Here is a 14,651-nt window from a genome sequence, read left to right on the forward strand (position 1 = left end):
CCTTATTAAGCCACCCATAATAACTTGTTCATATTTTTATGAGTAAACTACACTTAGTTCACAATTCTAAATGTGGTGTTTATTATGCCTAAACCTCGTTCTCAACAAATCAGTTTAACAGACACGCCGAATTATCATATTTGCAGTCGCACCGTTCGCAAGGCCTTTTTATGCGGTGTTGATAAAGAAACCGGCGTTAGTTATGAGCACAGGCGTAGCTGGATTGAAAAGCGTATATTTCAATTAGCTCAGGTGTTTGCCATTGATATTTGTGCTCATGCTGTGATGAATAATCACTTACACCTCGTTCTTCATGTTGAAAGTGAACAAGTGGAAAACTGGACAACATTAGAGGTGCTTACTCGTTGGCATAAGTTGTTTAAAGGTACCCACCTCACTGTTAAATTTCAACAAGAACAACCGTTAACGCAGTTCGAATTGGAAATGGTTGAAGACACAGTACAGGTGTATAAACAGCGCCTCATCGATATCAGTTGGTTTATGCGCTCTTTAAATGAGCCTATTGCCAGGCAAGCCAATAAAGAAGATAAGTGTACTGGCCACTTCTGGGAAGGACGTTTTAAATCTCAAGCCCTGCTTGATGACGCTGCATTACTGTCTTGTATGGCTTATGTAGATTTAAATCCTGTCCGTGCCGGTATTGCCCCAACGCCTGAGCAGTCAAGCTTTACCAGTATTCAACTGCGTATCAAAGCAGCGATTAAAGGAGAGCAACCTAAAGCCTTATTACCTTTCACTGACAATGAACATCAAGAAAAAACTGCAGGCATTTCTTTTAGCTTAAAAGATTACTTAACACTTGTTGATGAAACTGGGCGCGTGATGAGAGAAGATAAACGCGGCGCTATCAATGCTAAAACGGCTGAAATACTATCAAGACTCCACATCAGCGATGAGAGCTGGTTAAAACTCACCACCAACTTTGAAGGTATGTTCACTGGCGCGGTAGGTACTGCAGAGCATTTGTGTGAATTTACAGAGCAGGTTGGTTTAAAGCGAGCTCATGGTATCGCCAATGCTCAGGCTTGTTTGAATAGCGCTTAGCCAACTAACTCAGTTCAATAACAAAAAATACGGTTTTCTGAGGATGACATTAAAAGCTTGCCTGAAATTCAGCAGATGCTCAGAAAACTCTGCAAATAGACAACATACTCCTCATTTACTTACTGAATAGTCCTACTAAAGCAAAAGTAATCTTCCCTTTCTTTGTTCGGTTATTTTATACAGTTATTATGGGTGGCTTAATAAGTTAAAGCTTGCCTGAAATTCAGCAGATGCTCAGAAAACTCTGCAAATAGACAACATACTCCTCATTTACTTACTGAGTAGCCCTACTAAAGCAAAAGTAATCTTCCCTTTCTTTGTTCGGTTATTTTATACAGTTATTATGAGTGGCTTAATAAGTTGGGTGGCTTAATAAGTTTTGCTATGTTCGGTTATTTTATATAGTTATTATGGGTGGCTTAATAAGTTTTGCTTTCTTTGTTTGGTTATTTTATACAGTTATTATGGGTGGCTTAATAAGTTGTTAATTTGGGTGGCTTAATAAGTTGCTGCAAATAGACAACATATCCCTCAGTTACATACTGAATAGTCCTACTAAAGCAAAAGTAATCTTCCCTTTCTTTGTTCGGTTATTTTATACAGTTATTATGGGTGGCTTGATAAGCTATTGTTATGGGTGGCTTAATAAGTTGTTAATAAGTTGAATATGGGTGGCTTAATAAGTTGATAAGTTGGGACGAGACATAAGTTGGTTAAAAAGCACCAGATGCGCTCATGATGCTTTTTATTATGATAAGGAAAATTAATCGCTTATTAATTACCTATTCACTCTACGAGAGATTAAACCAAAAATCGCTAATGTAAACATCGCGATAGTGGATGGTTCAGGTACCTGTGCAGTCGAAGGTGCTGCACTTAAGGAGCTGGTAAACATTACGTTGCTCTCCTCTTGCGTCAAGCCTTGCACTGCTAAACGACTGGTTGCGGTATTGCTTGCATCAACAAAACCACCATTTAAGCCAAAAGCCTGTACTTGTCCGTAAAGAAAAAACTGGTCTCCCGTATTAACATTAAAACTTACACTAAGTGAACTGGTATAAGGATTATCCGCTGTTGCTGCAATAATTGGTTGACCTACACTACCAAAATACCCTGAAGCAAGCTCAGTACCATAATCTAGTGGAAACGTTTGGTTACTATCAAACAACATGTCAGTTGCTGCGCCAAACCATAAACTAAAAATATAATCGTGAAAATCTGCTGTGTCAGGATCATTCCAGGTACCACCAGAATTGAAAAAATCAAAATCCATGGTGTATTCAAGAGTCTGGCCTTCGCCTGACCAAAGGTACTCTGTTGCAGCAAAACCATTAACAGAGTTACGTTCGAAACTAGCTGAATCAGACTTTACTTTAATTTGAGGCAAACCGAGGTTGTTTTCATCTAAAATAACATTTGCATAATATTTTCCGTCATTATCCCCCATCGTGACTAGGCTACGACCTGTCTGCCTTATTATTTCCACCCCACCAACTTCCTCATCAGTAAAAGCTACACCTTCAGGCATATCTGGAAATGGAGAATCACTCCTAACTGTGCCATCATTATTGTAGATGGCTCGCTGATTGCCACCGTTAAAGTGACACATTAGTTGTGTTGTTGCTTCCCTGTCGTATAACAACTCAACAATGGTTTTCCAATTACTGATATAATTTGGATCCTGTAAGCCCGGACATGTTCTTTGATGCGTATCGACAGATGTATGTTGAGTAACTAAGCCCGCATTGGCGATACTATTGACTGATAAAAATAAACTAAATATTGTAAGTTTTAACGCTGTATTTTTCATTTGCAAATCCTTTTAAGTACTTGTTGAACAAAGTCAAACAAAAACAGTTAGATTAATAATTATTATAATAAGCAACGCCTTTACGCATAAAACATACCAATTAAATATACTCTAATTAAATCATGTACATCAAGAATTCAAAGTATAATTAAATTACCGTTGGCTCTAAGGCTGTAAAATAATCGGACACTTTAATGCAGGAGTATCGATAAAACATGTATATAGCTTTTCTCAAGGCGAAAAAAAATCCAATACATGTATTGGATTTTAATAAAACGCTAAATCAAGCTGACATTAATTAATGTTTGTACAACCTTTCATATAAGGTTGTAAAGCCGTTGGCACATTAATGCTACCATCAGCTTGTTGATAGTTTTCAAGTACAGCGACTAAGGTGCGACCAACCGCAAGACCTGAACCGTTAAGCGTATGAACTAACTCTGGCTTATTCGTTTCGCTACTACGATATCTTGCTTGCATTCTACGAGCTTGAAAGTCGCCCATATTTGAACAAGAAGAAATTTCACGGTAAGTGTTTTGCGCGGGTAACCACACTTCGATATCAAAGGTTTTAGTGGCACTGAAACCAATGTCTCCAGTACATAACACTACAGTTCTATATGGTAATTCGAGTTTTTCTAGAATCTTTTCAGCATGACCGGTTAAGTCTTCTAAAGCTTGAAAAGAGTCTTCTGGCTTAACGATTTGTACCATTTCAACTTTGTCGAATTGATGCTGACGAATTAAGCCACGAATGTCTCTGCCATAAGAACCTGCTTCACTACGAAAACATGGTGTATGCGCGCACATTTTTATCGGTAGGTCTTGCTCTTCAATAATTTCATCACGCACTAAGTTCGTTAACGGTACTTCTGCGGTTGGGATCAAAGACAGTTTTTTATTGTTCAATTCGGTATGGAATAAATCTTCACCAAATTTTGGTAACTGGCCAGTACCGTACAAAGAGTCATGGTTAACTAAATAAGGTACATACATTTCTTGGTAGCCATGCTCTTCACTATGCACGTCTAACATAAACTGTGCTAATGCCCGGTGAAGTTTAGCAATTTGGCCACGCATAACAGCGAAACGAGTACCAGCAAGCTTTGCGCCACTTTCAAAATCTAAACCTTTGTCTAAAGCGGTAGCAACGTCAACATGGTCTTTAACTTCAAAATCAAATTCGCGCGGTGTACCCCAACGTTTTATTTCAACGTTGTCGTCTTCACTTGCGCCCGCAGGTACTGACTGATGAATTAAGTTTGGAATAGCAGAAGCGATCAGGTCGATTTTCGCCAACACTTGTGTTTGTTCTTCTTTCGCTGCTTCTAGCTCGTCACCAAGTTTACTCACTTCAGCCAACAAAGGCTGAATATCTTCGCCACGAGCTTTGGCTTGTCCTATTGACTTAGAGCGAGTATTACGCTGATTTTGTAAGTCTTGCGTATTCATTTGAATGGTTTTACGCTGCTCTTCCAATGCAATTAATTGCGCGGTATCTAACGTATATCCACGTTTAGCAAGTTCAGCTGCGGTGTTTTCTATGTCTGTTCTAAGTAGTTTTGGATCAAGCATGATATGTCACGTGTTTTCTTTGTTATTTACTTGTTAAAAATAGATACAATATACATGCCTAATGCTGCTGCAATAATGCAAAAGCCAACATTAAGTAAAATGTTTATTGTTGCTTTAAATATGTCACCTTGCTGAATTAATAACAAGGTATCTAATGAGAAGGTTGAGAAAGTGGTAAATGCGCCTAAAAAGCCAATACCAATAAGTGTTCGATAAACACTTACTTCAATCACACCTTGTTCAATTAACCCATAAAGTGCTCCCATGATCAGGGATCCGGAAATATTAACCGCCAACGTCGCAAAAGGGAATCCTTTTCCGAGCCAATTTAGAATTAATTGTGAAATATAAAATCTAAGACTCGCACCAAAGGCACCGCCTAAGGCAACAAATAGGTATAAAGTGAAGTTACTGAAGGTATTAGTCATATCGACGTTGGTCACTTTGTTGATTTAACTGGTTTAAATAATTGAGTTTTTCACGCAGTTGTTTTTCAAGTCCGCGATCCGTAGGTTGATAAAGCATGGTTTGGGCGATTTCTTCTGGAAAATAATTTTCACCCGCAGCAAAGCCCCCTACTTCATTGTGCGCATAACGATATTCATCTCCATGCCCTAGCTCTTTTGTAATCGCGCTAGTAGAGTTTTTCAAATGTAATGGCACATCAAGATCACTGGTTTCTTTTGCTAAAGCCTTTGCTTGAGAAAATGCCATATAAACTGCATTACTTTTTGGCGCCAGTGCCATATAAACTGTAGCTTGAGCTATTGCTCGCTCCCCTTCGCTGGGGCCAACTCGTTGAAATGTATCCCAAGCATTAATCGCTAATTGCATGGCACGTGGGTCTGCATTACCAATATCTTCACTCGCTATGGCGAGTAGGCGTCGAGCGACATAAAGTGCATCACCGCCGCCGGTAAGAATACGGGCATACCAATAAAGTGCAGCATCGGGATCCGAGCCTCTAACCGATTTATGAAAAGCACTAATGAGGTCGTAAAATGCATCGCCGCCTTTATCGTAAAGGGCTATTTTATTACCAGCAACTTGGATCAATTGCTCTTTAGTCAAGACTTGTTGGTTGTTTTCAACCTGAGTAATTTCTAAACAGTTTTCAAATAAATTGAGTAATCTTCGGGCATCGCCGTTAGCTAATGCAATAAGTTGTTTCTTGGTTTCTTGATCAATAACAATTTCAAGCTGAGTACTCTTTTGTTGATAACTAATGGCTCGCGCTAATACATTACTTAAGTTTTGTTCACTCAATTTTTTTAAGGTATAAACACGGGCACGTGAAAGTATCGCTTGGTTTAATTCAAAGGCTGGGTTTTCAGTGGTCGCGCCGATAAATATAATAGTGCCGTCTTCTATGTGCGGTAAAAATGCATCTTGTTGGCTTTTATTGAAACGATGCACTTCATCAACGAAAAGCACCGTTCGGCGTTGCTGATGTGTCGCGCGATTTTTCGCGTTTTCAATCGCTTGGCGAATATCTTTAATACCTGAAGTTACGGCAGAAACACGTTCTATATCGGCATTGGCATGGTTCGCAATAATTTCAGCAATCGTCGTTTTGCCGGTACCTGGTGGCCCCCAAAAAATAATAGAGTGCACTTTGCCTTGTTCAATCGCTAAAGGTAATGGCATACCTTTAGCCAAAATATGCTCTTGGCCTTCATACTCTGCCAGTGATTTCGGCCTCAATTTAGCCGCTAAGGGTTTAAAGCGGTCATCTTCAGCAAACTCTAGGTCGAGTGAGCCATTAGCGTTGGTCATCTAAATAAACACCTTCGGGGACGGTAAACTGGAATATACTCTGCTTAGGTTTAGTATTGCTTTGCTCAAGCGTTATTACACTGAGTTGGCCAGTTGCGTCTAAAATATTGAAGCTTGAAAGTTCAATGCTGTTTTCCACATTAGCAAAACTGAGCTCTAAACTTTTAACACGCGCATTTTCATTCGTTGCGGTAACCAAGTAACGATTGTCTGTTAATTGACTTACGGTGTAATCTTGCCAAAGTTGTTCATTATTACTGGTAATAAGTAATATGGGTGTATTGGCAATAGCACTCTCTAAGGTATAAACACTAACTTGCTCAACAAAAGGATCATAAAACCATAAATTTTCGCCATCTGAAACGATTAATGACTCGTCTGGCATAACAGTTTGCCAATGCACTAAATTAGGTTTACTGACCGAAATAAGACCATTACCTTGCTGTAATTCATTACCTGCTTCGTCAAATATAACTTGAGTAAAACTTGCACTAAAAAAATCAATCTTAGCTAATTTAGCCATTAATTCACTTTTATAAGTATTTGATTTTTCCATAGCATTAACAGCAACATGCTGGTTATTTTGTTTATCGAGCATTTGATTATCAGCACGATTTTCACTGACATTTGCTGTTACTGACTTTTGTAAGTCTATTTTATTAGCCGCTTTAACTTTATTTTCAATCACCTGTGAGGTCTTAAGTTCAAAGTCATCATGACTTAGCGCTAAGCTCGACGCTGAAAGTACAGCACTGCACAGAGTTGCTATGGCAGCGCCATTTTTTATAAGTTTACTTTTACTTTGCATATTAATTGTCCTTAACGGGTGGTGGCGCTAAAACTTCTCGCGCACCATTGTTACCTGGTCTGCTTACGACACCGTGCGATTCCATTTGTTCAACAATACGTGCAGAGCGGTTGTAACCAATTCTAAATTTTCTTTGGATACTAGAAATTGAAACACGACGACTTTCTGTAATAAAGGCTAGGGCTTCGTCGTATAAGGTATCAATTTCTTCTTCACTGTCAGCGTCTGCTTGTTCACCAGGTAGCAAAATATCTTGTTCAGAATCGCCTGAAAGTATTTCTTCGATATAATTAGGTTCAGCTCGCGATTTCCAGTCATTTACAACGGCATGTACTTCGTGATCATCAACAAAAGCACCGTGAACACGAATAGGCACCGCTTCACCAGGTGGTAAATAAAACATATCACCCATACCAAGTAATTGGTCTGCACCTTGTTGATCAAGAATAATACGAGACTCAATTCGTGACTGCACTCTAAGCGCCATACGGGTTGGAATATTCGCCTTAATTAAACCAGTAATAACATCGGCTGAAGGACGTTGAGTTGCTAATATCAAATGAATTCCCGCAGCACGCGCTTTTTGAGCGATACGTGCAATAAGCTCCTCAACTTTTTTACCCACTATCATCATCATGTCAGCAAATTCGTCAACAATAATAACAATCGAAGGTAGTTTTTCTAATGTCGGAGGTGTTTGTGTAAATGCGTCACTAGGTTGCCATAATGGATCTATAAGAGGTTCTCCGGCTTCAATAGCAGCGGCAACTTTATCATTGTAACCTTTCAAATTACGAACGCCTAACTTTGACATTAATTGATAACGTCGCTCCATTTCACCAACACACCAACGCAAGGCATTAGCCGCTTCTTTCATATCGGTTACAACTTCAGATAAAAGGTGGGGTATACCATCATAAACCGATAATTCTACTTGTTTAGGATCAATCATTATCATGCGGACATCTTCAGGAGAAGATTTATACAAAATACTGACAATCATGGTATTAACCGCCACTGACTTACCTGAGCCCGTAGTACCCGCTACAAGTAAATGAGGCATTTTAGCTAGGTCGGCAATCACCGGTTGACCTGAAATATCGCTGCCAATGGCCATGGCTAAATTTGATTTAGACTTGGCAAATTTTTCGCAAGATATTACATCAGCAAAAAATACTGTTTCTCGGTGTTTGTTAGGTAATTCAATCCCAATAACGGATTTACCTTCAATAACTTCAACAACCCTGACACTTTTAGCAGATAAAGAACGTGCTAAATCTTTAGATAGATTGGTTATTTTGCTCGCTTTAACACCTGGTGCTAAGTTTAGTTCAAAGCGAGTAATTACTGGACCAGGGAATACACCAACAACTTCAGCCTTTATGCCAAACTCCAATAGTTTAGCTTCAACTAAGCGAGAAACCATATCGAGTTGTTCTTGATCTATTGGATTTTCTACTTTGTCTTTGCGGTCTAATAAATCTAAAGATGGCATATCAGTATAGTTAGGCTCATCGGGTTTATCTTTTTCTAGTTGTTGATAAATTTTGTCATGTAATGTTGTTGGCTCTTCTATGACAATTTTTTCGACTGGCTCAAAAGCTGCAGCAATTTCATCATCACTAACATGCTCTTGCACATTCATAGCAAGCGGTTCACCCATTAATTCGTCTATATCAACGTAAGGTTCATTTTCTCGATAATTATAAGCACTGTCATCTTTACTTTTTGCGATCAAACTTTCATGTTGCGTATCGCTGATGGCTTCCATTGCCTCTTTAATTTCATCAGACTCTTTTTCAAAAGCGATGTAATGATCAGTGGAATTATCGTTTATTGCTGCTTTATTATCGCTATTGGATATGTCATCGGTTTGTTCAGTATTTAAGGCTGAAGCTTTGTCTGAAGGTTTCTCAGGACTGGTATCTAAATGATGTTTAATTAAAGAAGGTATAGTTAAGCTATATTCAATAGCATTAATGGTTAACTCCCCTACTTTATCAATAGCTTTAAGCAACGAAATGCCGGTTAATAAAACAAAACCTGAACCACAAAATGTCACAAATAATAATGTGCTACCAACAAATGAAAAATATGGAATAAGAGAATTGCTTAATACATCACCTAAAATACCACCGGCAGAAAAATAAAATACGTCGTCAAAGTTCATGCTAGCTATTGAGGTTATGCCAATATAAAACAAAATAAAGCCAATAAACTTTAAGCCTAAAGTTAAATAATCTAAACGGATTAATTGATGATATTTTTGAAATAATAGCCAACCTGTTATTGCGATAACAAAAGGTAAACTATATGCAATTAAGCCAAATAAATTTAACAATAAGTCTGATAAATAAGCACCAACCGCGCCGCCTAAATTGCGAACAGGGTTTTGATAGCCAGTTTGAGACCAACCGGGATCTGCGGGATCGAAACTAAATAATGCTAGCATGATAAACATAGCAAAAACGCAAGACACTAAAAGTCCGGCTTCAAGCAGGCGTTGAACGCCATTTAACTTTGGAGATGGAGAAGACAAGAGCACACTCTTCTGAAAATTATCATTATAATAGTGCTAAAATACCAAACATTAGCGATGAATAAAACGTAATACCGAATATTTACTGTGAATAAAGCTTTTTAGCGCTTTATAGGTAAATTATTTGAAGATTTCACTTCTTCCATAACAACATAAGTTCTACTTTCACTGACTGCTGGTAATCTTAATAAAGTATCACCGAGTAATTCACGATAAGCGGCCATATCTGCAACACGGGTTTTAAGTAAAAAATCAAAATTACCTGACACTAAATGGCACTCTTGAATAACGTCTAATTCGTGCACTGCTTTAGAAAAGTCGTCAAACACATCAGGGCTGGTTTTCGTTAAGGTAATTTCAACAATAACCAATAATGCAGCATCTAATTTTTTGGGGTTTAAAATAGCTTGATAACCTACAATAAATTTGTCGTTTTCTAAACGTTTTACCCTTTCAAGGCAAGGAGTAGCACTTAAGCCGACTCTTTTTGAAAGTTCAATATTAGATAAACGTCCATTTTTTTGTAACTCAAACAAGATATTTTTATCAATTCTATCTATTTTTTTTGCCACCGAAGAATTCATACATAATCCACTAGTAAAATACTTATTTACAGGATTATATCCTAACATTGTATAAATAACGACACGTTAATTCGAGATAAAGCCACTATACTAGTGCCATATTTTACAACAGAGATAGAAACTATGATTATCGGTGTACCTAAAGAAATAAAAAACCACGAGTACCGTATTGGCTTAACTCCTGCAGGCGTTAAAGAACTAGTTGTTAATGGCCATGACGTTATCGTTGAAAACAATGGTGGTGCAGCAATCGGCTTCGAAAATGAGCAATACATTACAGCCGGTGCAAAAATTATCGATACAGCAGCAGAAATTTTTGCTACTGCGGATATGATCATCAAAGTGAAAGAGCCTCAACCAAATGAATGTAAAATGCTTCGCCCTGGCCAAGTACTTTTTACTTACTTACATTTAGCGCCAGATCCAAAGCAAACCGAACTGCTTATCGCTTCTGGCGCAACTTGTATTGCGTACGAAACGGTTACACAAAATGGTGGCGGTTTACCACTTTTAGCACCTATGTCTGAAGTTGCTGGTCGTATGTCAATTCAAGCAGGTGCACATGCACTTGAGAAAGCTCAAGGCGGTTTAGGTGCTTTACTCGGTGGTGTTCCAGGTGTTGCCCCTGCAAAAGTTCTTATTGTTGGTGGTGGTGTTGTTGGTACTCAAGCAGCACGTATGGCTGTTGGAATGGGCGCTGATGTTACTATTTTAGATCGTTCATTACCGCGTTTGCGCCAGTTAGACACAGAGTTTGATGGTCGTCTTAAAACAGTATATTCAACTGCTGATGCTATGGACCAACTTATTGTTGAAGCTGACTTAGTGATTGGTGCAGTATTAATTCCAGGTGCAGCTGCACCTAAATTAGTAACAGCTCAACATATTAAAATGATGAAAAAAGGCGCTGTTATTGTTGATGTTGCGATTGACCAAGGCGGCTGTTTTGAAACATCTAAAGCAACTACGCATCAAGAGCCTACTTACGTAGTGGATGATGTTGTGCATTACTGTGTAGCTAATATGCCAGGTGGTGTTGCAAGAACATCTACAATGGCATTAACCAACGCGACTATGCCATTTACAGTTACACTAGCCAACAAAGGTGCTAAGCAAGCATTGCTTGACGACGCGCACTTAATGGCCGGTTTGAATGTATTAGGCGGTAAAATAACTTACAAACCAGTTGCTGATGTACTTGGTTATGAATACGTTGCACCAGAAGTAGCAATAGCGACTCTGTAATTTGTAACAATAAAAGTTTTAAAGCCGCTTATATTAAGCGGCTTTTGTGTTTATTAAGCGTTTAACTTAACAGAAAAATACAAAGCAAAAGGTAGATTTGTAAAAATAGCCTTGCAGATTTGTGAAATAAATTATTATTTATAATTATTTCTTTGTTGCTCTCTTGAGATAATCACTTAGAATCCCAACTATTAAGACATTAACATATTTATTTTGGAGTAGTTCATGAGCGAAGCAAGACATTGCCCGTTACTCATATTGGGTTCAGGCCCTGCAGGCTATACCGCCGCAGTATATGCAGCACGTGCTAATTTAAAACCTGTGATGATCACAGGTTTACAACAAGGTGGTCAATTAACCACAACCACTGAAGTAGAAAACTGGCCAGGTGATGCAGATGACCTTACTGGACCTGCACTAATGGATCGCATGCAAAAACATGCTGAAAAGTTTGATACTGAAATTATATTTGATCATATCAATGAAGTAGATTTTAGTGAAAAACCTTACAAACTTAAAGGTGATTCAGGGTTATACACCTGTGATGCACTTATTATTTGTACTGGTGCATCTGCGATGTATCTTGGTTTACCTTCTGAAGAAGCCTTTATGGGTAAAGGTGTTTCGGCTTGTGCAACTTGTGACGGTTTTTTCTATAAAAATCAAAAAGTCGCTGTTGTTGGTGGCGGTAATACCGCAGTTGAAGAAGCGCTTTATTTATCTAACATAGCTTCTGAAGTTCATTTAATTCACCGTCGTGATACTTTCCGTTCAGAAAAAATATTGACTAAACGCTTAATGGATAAAGTGGCTAACGGTAATATCGTTTTACACCTAGACCGTACATTAGACGAAGTACTAGGCGATAACATGGGTGTTACTGGCGTACGTGTTAAAGACATGAACTCTGATGCCACGGAAGAATTTGATGTCATGGGTGTGTTTATTGCCATTGGTCATAAGCCAAACACTGATATATTCAAAGGCCAACTTGATATGAAAGATGGTTACTTAACTATTCAAAGCGGTACAAATGGCAATGCAACACAAACGAGTGTTGAAGGCATTTATGCTGCTGGTGATGTTGCCGACCATATTTACCGTCAAGCAATTACATCTGCAGGTGCCGGTTGTATGGCTGCACTTGATGCAGAGCGTTATTTAGACGCCAAAGGTAGTCACTAAGCAATGACTCGAGCTATTCCTTGGATAACTTCGAATAGCTCGACTTTCCCCGATTTATCTACCGCTTTAAACGAGCCCAACGGCTTACTCGCTTTCGGTGATGACCTATCTGCTGAACGAGTTTATCAAGCCTACCAAAATGGTATATTTCCCTGGTTTAGTGATGGTGAGCCCGTTATGTGGTGGAGTCCTGATCCACGTGGCATTATCAACATTTCACAACTTGTTATTAATAAAACCTTAAAGAAAGTAATTAAAAGAAACACTTTTACCGTCACAATAAATAAAGACTTTAATCAAGTTATTGCACTATGTGCTGATGCCCCCTTTCGTCAAGAAGAGACTTGGATTGTTGACCCTATGATAGCGGCTTATAAGTTATTGCATAAACAAGGTAAAGCACACTCGATTGAAGTATGGCATAACGAGCAATTAGTTGGCGGATTATATGGCGTAGCCGTTAATGGTTATTTCTCTGGTGAATCTATGTTTTACCGACAAAGTAATGCGTCAAAAATAGCACTTGTATATTTAGCTGAATTACTTAAATCAATTAATGTTGAATTTATAGATTGCCAAATGTTGAACCCTTTTTTAGCTAACATGGGTTGCATTGAAGTTACAAGAGAGCAGTTTTTGCAATACCAAAGTACTGCAAAAAAAATAATTCCACCGATAAATTTTTGGCAAACAAAAACCCTTGCTTATATCTAACAGATAAAAGCTAAATAGCTTACTAGTATTCAGTTCCAAGACATTAACATACCAATAAAATAATCAATTTATACAATATAAAAATTACGCTAGTAATAATAGCGCTAGCCAAATATTGAATTTATAAGTAGGCATAATTGTTGAAATTTGCTAATAATGATAATTGATATTTAATTGCTTCGTTATGGTGAAAGTTTGCGTAAAAATACAACTTGGTTAATGATAATAGTCATTACACTCTATTCAAATTATGCGCTTTCATACAATATTAGTAATATTGAACAAAAACTTAACCACCAAATTTCTATAAATCCAAAAGCTGTATTTTATGAAATAGAGTCTTTATTAGTTGACCCTGAGCTCAACGTAAATTTAAAAGCGATATTGATGGTACTGCAATCAGAAGTCGCTTACTTTATTGACCAACCAGAACATATTCTAAAATATTCGAGAGCAGCTTTAGCAACCGGTTTATTAACTGATACCTGGCATGCAAGAGTACTTATTAGTCAATCCAGAGGTTATTTTCAACGCGGACAGTTTAATGAGTTCTATGCAACCGCTAATATGGCAGTAATTAAAACCGAGCAATATAACTTATCGACTTACAAAATTTCGGCACTGGTAGAGAGAGCTTATGCAAATAATTTATTGGGAAATAACGATCAAGCGATAAAAGATTTAGCCCTCGCCATAAAATATTTAGAATTAATGCCCAATGTTTTTGATAAAGCCATTATTTTAGAAAGGTTTAGTGCTGTAAATAAAAGGCTAGGCAACATAAAAGTTGCACTGAAATATCAACATCAAGCAAATATAATATATGAAAAAATAGATACCCCACATTACTTATCTATTGGTTATTATAACCTTGCTAGAATTTATCAAGCAATAGAAAACTGGCAAGATGCCAGTGTATGGATGTTAAAGTCTTACCGACAAGCATTAAAAGATAAAAACAAGCTCAATCAAGCATTTTCATTGTCTAGGTTGTCAGAGTATCAAAATAATCTTGGGAACATAAAAGAGGCCAATAAATACCTGAATGAAGCTATTATTGCTGCAGATTTAAGTGCATCTGAAAGAGTTAAAATACATGTACGTAAAAATATGGCAAAAATATTAGCGCAAAATAAAGCATTTATTGAATGTAAAACCTTACTATTAGAAACCATTACACTTGCCGAAACCTACCAAATGGAACGAGATAAAATCGAATTAATGCAAATGTTAGCTGAAACGTATTTTAGCCTTGGCGACTTTGAGTCAGCATATATAACGTTAAAATCAGCAAAATAATCTTAAAACATGCAACATTTATATCATGCAGGCCTTAAGTTTTACTTTAAA

The 14,651-nt window shown here is 37.7% G+C and carries 12 protein-coding genes; 5 read left to right on the forward strand and 7 right to left on the reverse strand.

The window, feature by feature from the left end; all coding sequences use genetic code 11:
- Positions 1–84: 84 nt before the first annotated feature.
- Positions 85–1,065: a transposase gene (locus tag B6A32_RS10575; protein WP_085303737.1), complete on the forward strand. Its 981-nt coding sequence runs from the start codon at positions 85–87 to the stop codon at positions 1,063–1,065.
- Positions 1,066–1,843: 778 nt separating this feature from the next.
- Here the strand turns inward: B6A32_RS10575 and B6A32_RS10580 are convergent.
- From B6A32_RS10580 to lrp, 7 genes are all read right to left on the reverse strand, one after another.
- Positions 1,844–2,875, reverse strand: coding sequence for a PEP-CTERM sorting domain-containing protein (locus B6A32_RS10580; protein WP_085303739.1), 1,032 nt, complete (start codon positions 2,873–2,875; stop codon positions 1,844–1,846).
- 294 nt (positions 2,876–3,169) lie between these two features.
- Positions 3,170–4,450: a serine--tRNA ligase gene (gene serS, locus B6A32_RS10585; RefSeq protein WP_085303741.1), complete on the reverse strand. Its 1,281-nt coding sequence runs from the start codon at positions 4,448–4,450 to the stop codon at positions 3,170–3,172.
- A gap of 26 nt (positions 4,451–4,476) precedes the next feature.
- Positions 4,477–4,878: a fluoride efflux transporter CrcB gene (crcB, locus tag B6A32_RS10590; RefSeq protein WP_085303743.1), complete on the reverse strand. Its 402-nt coding sequence runs from the start codon at positions 4,876–4,878 to the stop codon at positions 4,477–4,479.
- Positions 4,871–6,226: a replication-associated recombination protein A gene (locus B6A32_RS10595; RefSeq protein WP_085303745.1), complete on the reverse strand. Its 1,356-nt coding sequence runs from the start codon at positions 6,224–6,226 to the stop codon at positions 4,871–4,873. Before B6A32_RS10595 ends, crcB begins: the two co-directional genes overlap by 8 nt.
- A complete protein-coding gene (gene lolA / locus B6A32_RS10600) occupies positions 6,213–7,034 on the reverse strand; it encodes an outer membrane lipoprotein chaperone LolA (RefSeq protein WP_085303747.1) in 822 nt (273 codons plus the stop codon). The genes B6A32_RS10595 and lolA overlap by 14 nt, the downstream gene beginning before the upstream one ends.
- 1 nt (position 7,035) lies before the next feature.
- Complete coding sequence (locus B6A32_RS10605; RefSeq protein ID WP_269844041.1) at positions 7,036–9,573, reverse strand: DNA translocase FtsK; 2,538 nt, start codon at positions 9,571–9,573, stop codon at positions 7,036–7,038.
- 101 nt (positions 9,574–9,674) lie between these two features.
- The gene (gene lrp / locus B6A32_RS10610; protein WP_085303751.1) at positions 9,675–10,157 is read right to left on the reverse strand and encodes a leucine-responsive transcriptional regulator Lrp; all 483 of its coding nucleotides are present in this window, start codon (positions 10,155–10,157) and stop codon (positions 9,675–9,677) included.
- Between the two features lie 123 nt (positions 10,158–10,280).
- On the opposite strand from lrp, the gene ald reads away from it, so the two are divergent.
- The 4 genes from ald (at position 10,281) to B6A32_RS10630 (ending at position 14,600) form a co-directional block, all read left to right on the forward strand.
- Positions 10,281–11,402, forward strand: coding sequence for an alanine dehydrogenase (gene ald / locus B6A32_RS10615; RefSeq protein ID WP_085303753.1), 1,122 nt, complete (start codon positions 10,281–10,283; stop codon positions 11,400–11,402).
- A 225-nt stretch (positions 11,403–11,627) separates the two neighbouring features.
- On the forward strand, positions 11,628–12,587 hold the full coding sequence (trxB, locus tag B6A32_RS10620) for a thioredoxin-disulfide reductase (RefSeq protein ID WP_085303755.1): 960 nt from the start codon (positions 11,628–11,630) through the stop codon (positions 12,585–12,587).
- Between the two features lie 3 nt (positions 12,588–12,590).
- A complete protein-coding gene (aat, locus tag B6A32_RS10625; protein ID WP_085303757.1) occupies positions 12,591–13,301 on the forward strand; it encodes a leucyl/phenylalanyl-tRNA--protein transferase in 711 nt (236 codons plus the stop codon).
- Between the two features lie 195 nt (positions 13,302–13,496).
- Complete coding sequence (locus B6A32_RS10630) at positions 13,497–14,600, forward strand: tetratricopeptide repeat protein (RefSeq protein WP_085303759.1); 1,104 nt, start codon at positions 13,497–13,499, stop codon at positions 14,598–14,600.
- Positions 14,601–14,651: the final 51 nt, after the last annotated feature.

Origin of the sequence: Colwellia polaris (assembly GCF_002104515.1) — a bacterium.
Classification (GTDB): Bacteria; Pseudomonadota; Gammaproteobacteria; order Enterobacterales; family Alteromonadaceae; genus Cognaticolwellia; species Cognaticolwellia polaris.

What these genes read in the sequence shown, in the direction of transcription:
- B6A32_RS10575 (WP_085303737.1), top strand. Translation starts at nt 85, where the DNA reads ATGCCTAAACCTCGTTCTCAACAAATCAGTTTAACAGACACGCCGAAT.
- B6A32_RS10580 (WP_085303739.1), bottom strand. Translation starts at nt 2,875, where the DNA reads ATGAAAAATACAGCGTTAAAACTTACAATATTTAGTTTATTTTTATCA.
- serS (WP_085303741.1), bottom strand. Translation starts at nt 4,450, where the DNA reads ATGCTTGATCCAAAACTACTTAGAACAGACATAGAAAACACCGCAGCT.
- crcB (WP_085303743.1), bottom strand. Translation starts at nt 4,878, where the DNA reads ATGACTAATACCTTCAGTAACTTCACTTTATACCTATTTGTTGCCTTA.
- B6A32_RS10595 (WP_085303745.1), bottom strand. Translation starts at nt 6,226, where the DNA reads ATGACCAACGCTAATGGCTCACTCGACCTAGAGTTTGCTGAAGATGAC.
- lolA (WP_085303747.1), bottom strand. Translation starts at nt 7,034, where the DNA reads ATGCAAAGTAAAAGTAAACTTATAAAAAATGGCGCTGCCATAGCAACT.
- lrp (WP_085303751.1), bottom strand. Translation starts at nt 10,157, where the DNA reads ATGAATTCTTCGGTGGCAAAAAAAATAGATAGAATTGATAAAAATATC.
- ald (WP_085303753.1), top strand. Translation starts at nt 10,281, where the DNA reads ATGATTATCGGTGTACCTAAAGAAATAAAAAACCACGAGTACCGTATT.
- trxB (WP_085303755.1), top strand. Translation starts at nt 11,628, where the DNA reads ATGAGCGAAGCAAGACATTGCCCGTTACTCATATTGGGTTCAGGCCCT.
- aat (WP_085303757.1), top strand. Translation starts at nt 12,591, where the DNA reads ATGACTCGAGCTATTCCTTGGATAACTTCGAATAGCTCGACTTTCCCC.